Source organism: Alteromonas sp. NFXS44 (assembly GCF_040148705.1).
GTDB lineage: Bacteria > Pseudomonadota > Gammaproteobacteria > Enterobacterales > Alteromonadaceae > Alteromonas.
On record NZ_JAGDEA010000001.1, the window covers coordinates 423,434 to 435,814 of the forward strand.

The following is a 12,381-nucleotide window of genomic DNA, read 5'->3' on the forward strand; positions in this document are numbered from 1 at the left end:
ATTACTGGTAATCATTATCCGGCAAGTGATCGTATGCGCATTCCCTTTTTTATAATAAATTTTTCGCTTTATTAGCTGTTTATATCAAATAATTCCCTGCATAATGGTTTTATATCAAGTTGTTCGCTATTAGAGGTGGCTATGTTTGAATTATATTTCCCAAAAGATACCGCTGAATCCAAAGCGCTATCTAAGAAATTTGTTGCAGGCACACTCAAACGCATCAGGCAGGGGATATATACGAATGCCCCTTATGAAGAAATTAATGATTTGGTGATCAGGCAGTGGTCAAAGATAGTTAATTACCTTTATCCGAACGCAATTGCTAGTCATAGCACTGCGGAACATCTCAAACCCGTTGATGGTACTGTTTACATTACAGCAGATATAAAAGTACGTAAAAGCGTTAAAATAGCTGACTCACTTACAATCAATATCATTCCCGGCAACGTCAACACATTAACTGAGCACTTTCTGCCAGAGTTATTCAGAAGTGCGCCTGCAAGGATGCTACTTGAAAATTTGCAAATAGCTCATGGCGATACTAGTGCCCTGAAGTCATTGGGCAAAGTGTGGGTAGAAGAAAAACTCTGCACATATCTGGACAGATACGGAGAGGATGAGCTCAACAGAATTCGCGATATGGCAAACAAAAGTGCCAGCACACTTGATATGCAAAGAGAAGCGAAACTGCTTGATAGTATTGTCAGTAGCATTTTGACAACGCAACCCATTAAGAACCTTGCTAGCCGGAGAGCAATCGCTCACGCAAAGAAAGAACCGTTTGATACACATCGTATAACAATTTTCCAAGCTTTAGCGGACTATTTGCAGCGCTGTGAGTTTACGCCATCACCCTATCAATACGATACTCAAGGCTGGCTAAGTCTCTCTTTTTACGAGAGTTATTTTTCAAATTACATTGAAGGCACTGAATTTGAAATCGATGAAGCTGAGAAAATTATTTTCGAGAAAAAAACGATTAACAATCGTCATCAGGATAGTCACGACGTTTTATCTGTATTTGATGTAGTGAATGATTATTCTGAAATGTGCGTCGTTCCATCTTCAACTGAAGAACTTATCAATCTGCTTAAAGAGCGTCACGCATTGATCATGAGCCAACGCCCGGAGAAGCGGCCAGGTGAATTCAAGACTGAACCGAATAAAGCTGGAGGGACTTCATTTGTAGTACCGGAGCACGTGGAAGGGACATTTGCACAAGCGTTCCCCATTTACCAATCATTGCCGGCTGGTTTACCCAGAGCCATATTTATGCAGTTCTTGGTGGCTGAAGTCCATCCGCATGACGATGGCAACGGAAGATTGTCCCGCATCATGCTCAACGCAGAGCTTGTGGCCAACGAAGAACATAAAATTATCATTCCGACGGTTCATCGTGAAAGCTATTTAAATGGCCACAGGCAGGCGACCCGAAGCGGTAGATTCAGAACATTAGTCAAAGTGTTTGCAAATATGCAGGCGTATACGGCAAGTATTGAGTGGAGTGATTATGGTGAAGCACGAGAGACTTTGGAGCGGCATATGGCTGATAAATTGCCAGATCAAGGTATAGCAACTTTCAACAGGGAAATTTCTAAGCACAAAATTACTCTTCCGGCAGGTTAGTGATAATCCGCTACAGCATTCCGGTTACAATGTTTCCCCTGCCGTCAGGCTGTGAGGCAAGGTGATCAGCTTCTCTGCTACCGCCTCTCCCTGCAACGACGCCAGCAACAGGTGGGCTGCCTGTTCTCCCATTTCTTCCCGTGGAGTAAGCACGCTGGTTAATACCGGCGTGGTTGCGCCGCCGATATCCAGCCCGTTATATCCCACCACTGCCATGTCAGCAGGGATCTGTTTTCCCGTTTGACGGCAATGCAGCATCGCGCCGATGGCAATATCATCGTTCGTGCAGAACACACCGTTAGTATGCGGATGTAACGACAACGCCTGCGCCATCAATTGTGCGCCACGGGTGAAACTGGAATGCTCCGCAGTGGAAACCGTTACCGGCTGTAAGCCCGCTTCTTTCATGGCCCGTTCGTAACCCTGTTGCCGCAGCAGGGTACGGCTGTCTAACCTGGCGGCAAGATAAACCGTATTCTGTTTGCCTGAGTCCAGCATCCGCTTAACCACCTCATAAGCGGCCTGTTCGTGGTTCATACCCACTGCCATATCCAACGGTTCGGCGGGTACTTCCATGGTTTCCACCACCGGAATACCAGCCTTTTTCAGCATCTGCCTGGTGCGCGGTGTGTGTTGGGTTTCAGTGAGTACCAGGCCGTCAATCTGATACGACAGCATCATATCAATCTTGTCTTCTTCGGTTTGCGGGTTATAACCCGTGTGAGCAATCAGGGTGTCGTAGCCATTGGCGGCGGTGACGTTCTCAACCCCCTGCACCAAATCAGCAAACACCTGGTTCGACAGCGAAGGAATAATAATGCCAATGGTCTTACTGGAGGATTTCGACAAAATGGCCGGTACACGATTTTTAATGTACCCCAGCGACGTTAAAGCTTCTGCAATTTTGGCCTGCGTAGACGGTGCCACAGAGTCAGGGGCCCGCAGATAGCGGCTTACCGTCATTTTAGTTACACCAACAATGTCGGCAATATCCTGAAGTGTAGGGCGTTTGGCAGGCATAACGTCTCTCTTTACGTTTCTTATGCCGGTGATGTTACACGTAACATGAGGGGGAGGGAATGATACTACGGTAGGAAAGAGGTGGCAGCTACATCAATCATACGAAATGTTGAAATGGTCTGCGAGTAGATTGAGCCGCTTATCAAGCGTCCATAGGGCTACTTCCGGAGTAATCATTGTAGAAGCTAGCAGCGACAAATCTATCCAACCACACCCACGACCGTACAGTTTGTGATGTTCAATCATATACAACGTTTCCTCATAACTCGCCACCGGGCAACACTTCAAACTTTTCAAATCTGCGAATGTTCTCGCTCTTGGCTCTGGCGGTGTACCGCAGGCCAGTTCACCAACAATTAAAGGATGGGTGACTACCCGGTCTGATAGCAGTAAAGCGCTCAGGTCGCTGTTATATTTTTTGAAATGAGAAACCCACACTGAGGTATCAACCAAGACTTTCATTGAGACTCCGGCACTTCCTTTCGCCGCGACACTTCCGCCATATCAGGTGCTTTACCGCCTAAAGACGATAACCTTTCAGCAGCTCGCACTCTGATAAACGTGCATATCGCTTCGCGGAATAAGTCAGCCTTGTTCATGCCAGGCTCAGCGAGTTCCATCGCTGTTGTGTACAGCTCATCGTCGATCGTCACGGTAGTTCGCATTATCTATCTCAATACTAATTTTGATGATTTAGTGCATCAATAATAGCATCAATCATATTGAAGGGTGTTTAATTATTATTCAATGAAACGTCCTGAACAGAAACTGGCAGCAAGAACAGTTCGTGCATTTGTATCCAAATGTGACAACTGCTTTTAAATTCACCGGTGATCCCCATATCATACCGGCATGTGTTGCGAATAACGGGTATCAATGAAGAGCTTTCTGAAGAATGTGTTGTCACCGCTGGAACCCTTGCTTGATGGCATGACGTCGGCAGGCGACTGGTTCACACGTGAAAATCACCGTTTTACCATTACCGGGTTAAGCCGCAGCGGTAAATCCATGCTGTTTACCAGTTTAATGACCATCCTGAAGTATCGCAGTGAACATCAGTATCAGTGTTTGCCGCTGCTTAAGCACTTACCCGCAGAGCTGGTAGACAGCATGTGGCTGGAGCCGGTAGACAACTTTCCGTTATTCCCCATCGATGATCATATTGCCTCACTGGAAAAGGGCGAATGGCCTGCGCCCACTGAGAACGTGTATGCGTTTAAAATGGTGGTGCGGTTAAAGCAAACCGGTCAGTTCAAAAAGTATCTGTTTCCTCATACCCATGTGGTGTTTGAGTTTATCGATTATCCCGGTGAGTGGATCACCGATTTACCCATGGCCGGTAAAACCTTTGCCCAGTGGTCTGATTCCGCGCTGGCCCAGCAAATGACCGATCCCCAGCGTTTCTATGCCAAAGACTGGCATCACACCCTGGAACAGTTCGATTTCGATAGCGACCCCACACCCGAAGCCATGCTCACGCTTACAAGCAGTTATCGTGATTATTTAAAACAGGCGAAACAGGCCGGCATTGCCATGCTGCAACCGGGTAGTTTTTTGCTGGATGGCAGCGGGTTTAACTGGCGGGAAACCGGCTTCACGCCGCTGCCTGCCAAAATAAGCAGTGATATTACCCATCCCTGGACCAAAGCATTCAACGCACGGTTCAGTGAATTTCAGCAAGACTGGCTGAAACCACTCCGCGCCGGTACCTTCCGTGAAGCAGATAAGCAAATTATTCTGGTGGATCTATTCGAAGGGCTGAATCACAGCAAACAGCATCTGGCCCAGTTAAAAGAAACCTTAAGCCACCTGGCTGATGTGTTTGTGTATGGTGAGCAGGACTGGTTCTCGAAACACGTGTTACGCAAACAGGAAATCGGCAAAGTGGCGTTTGTGGCCACCAAAGCCGATCTCGTCCCAGACGCTGAAAAGCCGCAATTACTGGCGTTACTCAAAGACGTATGCGGCGGCGCCACCGCCAAGCTCGAACGGGAAGACGTACCTTACGAGCATTTTTTGGTGTCAGCCATTCAGGCTACCGACGAGGGCAGCAAACCCGGTGCGCTGCGTTACACCAACAAGCATAAACAGTATGTGGAAGTACAGTTCGAACCTCTGCCGGCCCGCATTAAAGATATGTCGTCAGACGAGCACTATCCTGCGTTGTATCCGCCGGTGCCCGCAGACTATCTGCCCCGCATGTTAAACGGCAGGGGACTGGATAAACTGTTTCAGTTTTTACTGACAACCCGTTAGTTAAAGGTTTAAACATGAGTGAAACCGATTATAAAGCGCCGGAATACCGGTCACGTACCATCGAAACGCCGCTGCAGCAGCAGGCTCCCAGCCAGCAGATGCCGTCAAAAATAGATACCTCCGAATGGGATATCGACGGTCAGCAGGGCATTTCCCTGAAAGTCATTACGCTGGTGCTGGGCGCACTTACCGTTACCGGCTTTATGGTGTTTGATGCTATCGACTCTCTGGTCACACAATTCAGTGAGTATCCGCTGATTTCCACCGGTCTTGGCGTATTACTCGGTGGCTTTGTGACCGCGCTAATCGCGCTCATTGTGAAAGAATGGCGTGGCTTTCGTGCGGTAGAAGCCTGTATTGAAACGCCACTGAATCTGCCCGCACTGGCAAAACTGGACGACCGCGCGGGTGCTGAAAAACGCATCCGTGCGCACGCCCAACGCTTCGGCAAAGACAGCTACGCCGCCAGATGTTACAAGCAGTACCAGACTGCATTGCATGCAGATATGACCGCAGCGGATGTATCCGGCCTGTATGAAAGCATGGTCGCGGTGCCTGTAACAAAAAAAGCCGAAGAGATATTACGTAAAGAAGCAGTGGTGAGCGGAAGTCTGGCGTTTATCAGTCCGAACCACCTTATTCAAACACTGGCCATTGCGTGGATAAGTTTTCGTACCATCCGGCGTATCGCAAGAGTATTCGGATTACGCCCGGGCACGGCCGGCAGCTGGCGATTATTTAAAGTGCTGGCACAGAACCTGGCGGCACAAAGCCTGTTTGATATGGCTACCGATGAACTGGCCAATCAGATAAGCGGATCTCTGGCCGCCAAAGTGGTAGAAAACTCGGCAGAAGCTGTGGCCGCCGGTGCGCTTAACGTGCGCCTTGGCAGAACACTTATTAAGTTATTACGCTAAGCACACACAGTGAAACGTTAATTCACCACCAGTCCCTCAGGCCTGACAAGCTCATCGCTCAGGCCTTTTCCCGCGCCCGGAACGATTGAGACCTGTGCGCGGGGTTTTTATTCCCCTCTATAAAATATTACTGCCGTCTTCCGGATCACGGGCCTGTTCCGCCTGACGGCGAATGTCGTCATTCTCACTGCTCACGTCTTCGTTATGGTCGATAACAGCAGACTCAGCGGCCGAAGAGAATGTACTCGGTTTAACCGGCCGCGAATAGCCACCACGAAAATCGTCCACAGAACGTGAAAACGGGAGTTCAGCACTATCAGCATCCGGTTGTTTCGACAGCTGGTGAATGGGCACGCCTTCCGGAAACACCACTTCACGGGCGTCGTCTGGCATAGAGATACCTGCATCGGTAAACGATTCAACCAGAATACGCATCAGTGAAGACGACATTTTTACCACGCTGGTAGCTTCTACATTTATCCAGAAATACACTTTAAGGTTTACCGTCGATGAGCCAAGATTATCAATCAGCACCAGAGGCTCGGGTTCGGTAAGCACGTTAGGGTGTTTGTTAAGCAGCGACAGCGCCAAATCCCGAGCACCGGTAATGTCGTTGTCATAACCAATACCCAGAATAAAGGTACCGCGCATATTCGGATTGGCCGTCAGGTTCTTAATGATGCCTTTATAAACAATGGCGTTGGGCAACTGAATATGATTGCCGTCGAAGTCGACCAGCGTGGTAGCCCTTGAAGTTACTTTTTGCACCACACCGGTGTACGATTCAATCTGCACCACATCACCAATGCGAAAGGGACGCTGTACAGTAAGCAGCAAGCTGGAAATGAAGTTCTCGGCAATATCTTTAAACGCAAAGCCGAGAATAAGGCCGATTAAGCCCGTACCGCTGACAATGGCTACTGCAAATTCAGTCAGCCCCGCCATCTTGAGGAATATGTACAAACCAAACAGCATGATCAGCACACTGATGGCACGACGGAAAACCGAGCGGATAAGCGGACTTTCCGACACATAGCCAAAAGGCTTGATCAGCAAATTGGAAAGGCGACCTGCAATAAGCACAAGGACAATGAATATAGCCAGCCCGATAAGCACATCAGGCAGGTGGGTACCTAAATCGTTAAGCAGGCTATTCCAGGTATCGGCAGCGTTGGTGGTTTCGGGCATGGGCGTATCCGGAAGTAAAAAAACTAAATTGGATACGCCTGAGTTCGTTAAAGAGTTCTGAATTACAGATTGCGTTGATTAATCATAAAGTCATTCAGAGCGCTTTTTTAGTCGGTGCAACCACATTCGCAAAAATTAATCCGGCGATGAGCGACATAAATATCAGAAATACCTCTTGGCCAACATGCTCAGCGGCTACAAAGTCCTGTCCGGAAATAAATGAATTCAAGCCAATATAAGTTTTAGAACCCGGCACCAGTACAATTAATCCATGCATACCCACAATGGTATGGGGCTGTCGGGCGATACGGGTGAACATATTGGCAAATACACCAAGCGCGAACGCACCCACGAAGGTATTCATGCCCGCACCCATGAAGTCTGCGCTCCACACCGAAGCACCATAAGCGATAAAGGCAGCTGCAATGCCCCAGGGAATATGCTTAGGTCGCGTGCGGAAAATAGCAACAAGAGAGATACTCAACAGAAATACAGCCAGCCAGGTTCCCCATTCAGGCAATGATTCCGCCGGCACATAGATATTTTCGCCAAACAGCGAAAAACCAACGGATACCCCCAGAAAGGCACCAAAATACAATTTAAACAATTGCATCAGCGCATCCATTACCCGGGCCGTGCCAGACACCATATTCCGAGAAGCAAGTTCAGCTAACCCCATGGTTAATGCTAAACCGGGAACTAGCACGATCACGGAGGAAAGAACGATGAGAGGTATATTGATACCAGGGTCGATATAGCGTCCGATGCAACTTGCTACTAAACCAGCCATAAAACTGGTCATAGGTTCCAGCATCATGCTTACGCGTTTAGAACGCAACGCCCACAAATACCAGATGTAAGACAAAAGCCCCAACAGGCCTGACCAGCCGATTTCTGGCCAGCTTGCACCCATCAACATGGCAAAAGCGCCTGTTGATAATGCAAATGAGAAACCTGTAACCAATTTTCCATAAGGAGAAGGCATGGCATCGATATCTGACAGTAGCCTGTCGGCCTCAGATAGTGTAACTTTACCGGAAAGGAGTTCACTTGCCAGTCCATCGACGTGAGAAAGGGAATTTAAGTCTAATTCACCAGGTTGTAACCTTGCCGCGTGAGTATATTCATCTTCGTGGCCATCGGACCAGATAACAAATGTAAGAGAAGTCGGAGTCGCTATAATAGAGGCGCGAACGCCCAGATAGGCCGCCACTTCCAACAGATACGCTTCCAGACGGAAGGATGGCGTACCATACTTGTGTAGCATCTTTCCCAAGCGTACGATAAAACGACGTTTTTGGATAAATTCGGCAGTGTTCAAAATATAAAAAATTTCTAGAAATAAATCGTAAATTTATAGATGATTTCTTTTCAATAGTAAACATTTTAAAGGGAAAGGATAAACAAAGAGTGATGAGTTGGATAAAACATGAAAAAACTAATATCAATCTACTGCCTCTTGTTTTTATTGCTATAACCTTTCAAGCGGAGGCTCAGTTTTCAAATTATAGTGACGGAACAGGTTTTATTGCAAATTTAGAAAGTGCAATAGTTCACGATAGCAATATATACAGAGTGCCAGATGAATATAGCGATTCAGACCAGTATTTGAAAATTACACCTGAAATAAAGTTCATAAAAGAACTAGATAAACAAAAGTATGAGATTATTTATAAAAGCGATATTGCAAAATTTAGAGAACAACACAGCGCTAATTACGATGATCATCTTCTGAGTATTAGGGCTGGCTTCGATCATACATATAGATTTAGTTCGTTTTTCGAATATGAATATGTTAAAGATCATGAAGAGCCTGGCTCGCTAAACAGAATACAACTCGATATTGTTGATTATAATAAATTCTCACAGAACTTTTTTAAAAGCACTCTGGTATGGGGAAAGGAAAACTCTAAAGGGCAAATTAAACTTAGCTATATTCGGAATAAAAGAAACTATAAAAATAACGGTCTAGACTTTTTAGACTCAATTAGAGATGAATTGGATGGAACGTTTTTTTATAGGGTTGCGCCCAAAACTAGAGCATATTTTCAATATGCATATGCTAAATATGATTATGAAGCTTCTAACAACTACGAGCTTGACAACGTATATAAAAGATTAAGCTTGGGGGCGGTATGGGATACATCAGAGGCTTTATCTGGCGATGTGAATATCGGTTATCAAAATAGGGAATATGATTTAACAAGATTACAAGATATTGACGGGTTTTCATACGACGCTAATGTATTTTGGAATTTAAAGGATTATAGTCAGTTCGCTTTCTTTGCTAGGCGGGAGTCAATAGATTCGTCGATAGAAGAGGTTGGAGGTTTCTTGAGGACAAGTTTCGGTCTTGAATTTCAACACGAATTTACCGAAAAACTATCTATTGATGCTGGGATAGCACATTCAAAAGATGAGCTTGTATTCGATTTAAATCGAACAGATAAGCGCGACCAAGTGTTAACAGAAATTTCATATGTATATTCGCCTATATTAAAAATTAGCTGTGCATATAGTTATGAAGATAGAACATCGACATTAGCGATAGCAAACTTTAAATCAAACAAAGTCATGCTGAATATTGACTTGAAACTGGATAATTAATTATGAAGGTACATATGAGACGAGGGTTATTGACGCTATTTTTCTCTTTTCTTATTTTTGCAAATATGCAGGCTAAAGCTTTAGAGATCGAAAATTATAAACTTGATACTGATGATATAATATCGGTAAACATCTACGATGAACCGGAGTTGTCTTTGAAAGAAGTCAGAGTATCTAGTCAAGGAACAATAACAATGCCATTGATTGGGCAGGTTGTTGTAAAAGGATTTAATCTAAGGGAAATTGAGCAAAAAATTATAAAGATGTACAAAGGCGATTATTTGAAAAATCCCGATGTATCAATAGCCATAAAAGAATATAGGCAATTTTATGTTAATGGTGAAGTAAACAAACCTGGAGGCTATAATTACCGCGAGGGTATGACTGTACAGAGAGCAATCACTCTAGCTGGTGGGTTTACAAATAGAGCAAAAAGAGATGATGTTGTAATTACCGAAAATAGTCAAGAAAAACAGAGAAAAGTTAAGCTGTCGTTTAAAATACAGCCTGGCGATGTAATTACAGTCGAAGAAAGTTTTTTCTAAAGGAAAGAAGTATGCAACTTATGGAAGCATCTGAGCATATCAAAGTCGAAAGTTCATCAATTGATGTCCTGCATTATTTTAAAATATTACGGCGTAGAAAATGGGTAATAATCATTGTTACTGCCATAATTAGTTTGATTGGTTTATTTTACGCAAAAACAACTACACCCGTATATGAAGCAACAGTAAAAATTCAAGCTGACCCTATCCAGCCTAATCCTACAGCGCAAGATCAGTACATAATGAGTTCAATGGTTTTCTTATTTTATGAAACCCAATATGAAATAATACAGTCAAGAAAAGTAGCTGAAACAGTCGTAGATAAATTAAATTTAGTAGAAAGATTCAAGGCTGAAATAGAAACAAAGAGCCGAACAAATCATGGTGAATTTTTAACTGATATTCGTGAACTGTTCTACGATGAGGAAGCACAGGACGAAAATTCACAAACTCTTACCGATGACCAACTGAGAACAATCTTGGCTCAAGGTATAAAGGCCGGGATTTCAGTATCGGGTGGAACACAAAGTCAGGTTATTAACATTTCATATCAGAATGAAGACCCAGAATTGGCTGCTAGAATCGTCAATGCTGTTAGTGAGGCATATATTGAGTTCGGATTAGAAGCAAGGTTGAGTCAGCTAAAAGATACCGCTCAGTGGCTAACAGAGCAACTTCAAGAGCTAAAATCGACATTACAAACCTCTGAAAATAAGTTGCGGCAGTTTAGAGTAAATCAGAATTTGATGGACACTGACCAGCAGCAGAGAATTGCGAACACGCAACTCCAAACACTCAACACTGAATTAGTAAGAGCACAAACTGGCGTATCTGAAGCAAAAGAACTTTATGAGCAGGTTGTTCAAATTGAGAAAAACAATCAGGCCTATACTTCACTAGGACCTGTATTACAAAGCAACACAATTAGAGATCTCGTGAGGGAAGAAAGTCTCCTGAACAGAAAAGTAGAAGAACTTACTAAGCGCTACGGTGAAAAACATCCTAAGATGATTGCTGCAAGGTCGGACCTGCAGACCGCACAAGCTAATTTAAATTCTGAGGCAAAGAAGATTGCCGAGAACATGAAAAAAGATTACAAAGCTGCGCTATCCCAAGAAGAAAATATTCGGAAACTTATCTCAGAAACAACCAGTAGCCTACAAAATTACCAAGGTAATTCTTTTGAGTTAGAGCGCCTAGAGCGTGATGTAGAAAACAATAGAAGAATATACGAATCGTTTTTAGCTAAGTTAATGGAAGCAGACGTATCTGGTAATTATGAGGCGTCGAATATTCGAATAATTGATTCGGCAACAATACCCGATTTTCCAATTAAGCCTAGAGTATTACTCATAATTATAGCTAGTATGATAGTTGGCGTTTTTCTTGGGATTATTCTTGCGTTAATAAAAGAATTCACTGGACGTGTCTTTAGAACTCCGGATCAATTTGAAGAAGAATTATCAGTCGCCTCGCTAGGATTGACTCCCTTCGTGAAATCATTAAAGAAAAACGAAAGTCCTGCGCTGAAGTATGCAGAAGACAACAGGAGCACTTTCGCTGAAGCTATAAACACTATAAGAACAGGGATTTTGTTTTCTGATATTGAAGCGCCCCCACAAGTTATTCTTGTTACTTCATCAAACAGTGAGGAGGGCAAAACAACTTTAAGCTGCAATCTAGCAAACGCATTTAGTCAAATGGATAAGACTCTTCTTATTGAGTTAGACTTAAGAAAGCCTTCTTTGACTAAAAACCTAAACCTCAATCCTGAGAGCGGGCTTGTTGACTTCATTACAGGTAAAGAAAGCCTAAACATAATAAAGTATTCGCCTGAACTAGATGTTATTACAAGCGGGGCAATACCAAAAAATCCAATGGAAATCCTGTCTTCGAGAACTTTTAAGACCCTAGTTGAAAAACTGAGGACAGAATATAAATATATAATTTTAGATAGCCCTCCTATTTTACCTGTGAGTGATTCATTAGTTATTGCTAAAAGTGCAGATATGACAATTCTAGCGGTTAGAGCAGAGAAAACTAAAATTGCAACGGTGAAAGAAACGTTAAATAGATTAAGAAAAGTAAATACAAAAGTTAGTGGAATAGTATTAACGCAAGCGTCTCCACAGAAAATGAGTTACTACGGAGACCACTATTATCAAAATGAATACTATGGCACTAAATAGACTATCGGAAGTGACCGTAATAGCGGATCA

11 protein-coding genes are annotated in these 12,381 nt (G+C 44.0%); 6 read left to right on the plus strand and 5 right to left on the minus strand.

Going from position 1 to position 12,381, the window contains the following annotated elements:
• Positions 1–141 precede the first annotated feature (141 nt).
• Complete coding sequence (locus tag J3369_RS01835; protein WP_349583117.1) at positions 142–1,629, plus strand: Fic family protein; 1,488 nt, start codon at positions 142–144, stop codon at positions 1,627–1,629.
• A gap of 24 nt (positions 1,630–1,653) precedes the next feature.
• Here J3369_RS01835 and J3369_RS01840 read toward each other — a convergent pair whose 3' ends face one another.
• The 3 genes from J3369_RS01840 to J3369_RS01850 form a co-directional block, all read right to left on the minus strand.
• A complete protein-coding gene (locus J3369_RS01840) occupies positions 1,654–2,649 on the minus strand; it encodes a substrate-binding domain-containing protein (protein ID WP_349583119.1) in 996 nt (331 codons plus the stop codon).
• 93 nt (positions 2,650–2,742) lie between these two features.
• Positions 2,743–3,111: a type II toxin-antitoxin system VapC family toxin gene (locus J3369_RS01845; protein WP_349583121.1), complete on the minus strand. Its 369-nt coding sequence runs from the start codon at positions 3,109–3,111 to the stop codon at positions 2,743–2,745.
• Positions 3,108–3,314, minus strand: coding sequence for a type II toxin-antitoxin system VapB family antitoxin (locus J3369_RS01850; RefSeq protein WP_349583124.1), 207 nt, complete (start codon positions 3,312–3,314; stop codon positions 3,108–3,110). Before J3369_RS01850 ends, J3369_RS01845 begins: the two co-directional genes overlap by 4 nt.
• A gap of 211 nt (positions 3,315–3,525) precedes the next feature.
• On the opposite strand from J3369_RS01850, the gene J3369_RS01855 reads away from it, so the two are divergent.
• Positions 3,526–4,905, plus strand: coding sequence for a YcjX family protein (locus J3369_RS01855; RefSeq protein ID WP_349583126.1), 1,380 nt, complete (start codon positions 3,526–3,528; stop codon positions 4,903–4,905).
• 14 nt (positions 4,906–4,919) lie between these two features.
• Complete coding sequence (locus J3369_RS01860; RefSeq protein WP_349583129.1) at positions 4,920–5,822, plus strand: DUF697 domain-containing protein; 903 nt, start codon at positions 4,920–4,922, stop codon at positions 5,820–5,822.
• 117 nt (positions 5,823–5,939) lie between these two features.
• On the opposite strand, the gene J3369_RS01865 is transcribed toward J3369_RS01860, so the two are convergent.
• Positions 5,940–7,010 carry a mechanosensitive ion channel family protein gene (locus J3369_RS01865; RefSeq protein ID WP_349583132.1) on the minus strand — a complete coding sequence of 357 codons (1,071 nt, stop codon included), beginning with the start codon at positions 7,008–7,010 and terminating at the stop codon, positions 5,940–5,942.
• 94 nt (positions 7,011–7,104) lie between these two features.
• On the minus strand, positions 7,105–8,331 hold the full coding sequence (locus J3369_RS01870) for a threonine/serine exporter family protein (RefSeq protein WP_349583135.1): 1,227 nt from the start codon (positions 8,329–8,331) through the stop codon (positions 7,105–7,107).
• 92 nt (positions 8,332–8,423) lie between these two features.
• Here J3369_RS01870 and J3369_RS01875 point away from each other — a divergent pair, with 92 nt between their 5' ends.
• The 3 genes from J3369_RS01875 to J3369_RS01885 are packed head-to-tail and all read left to right on the plus strand — an operon-like array spanning position 8,424 to position 12,351.
• A complete protein-coding gene (locus tag J3369_RS01875) occupies positions 8,424–9,617 on the plus strand; it encodes an outer membrane beta-barrel protein (RefSeq protein WP_349583138.1) in 1,194 nt (397 codons plus the stop codon).
• Between the two features lie 2 nt (positions 9,618–9,619).
• A complete protein-coding gene (locus J3369_RS01880) occupies positions 9,620–10,162 on the plus strand; it encodes a polysaccharide biosynthesis/export family protein (RefSeq protein ID WP_349583140.1) in 543 nt (180 codons plus the stop codon).
• Positions 10,163–10,173: 11 nt separating this feature from the next.
• The gene (locus J3369_RS01885) at positions 10,174–12,351 is read left to right on the plus strand and encodes a GumC family protein (protein ID WP_349583143.1); all 2,178 of its coding nucleotides are present in this window, start codon (positions 10,174–10,176) and stop codon (positions 12,349–12,351) included.
• Positions 12,352–12,381: the final 30 nt, after the last annotated feature.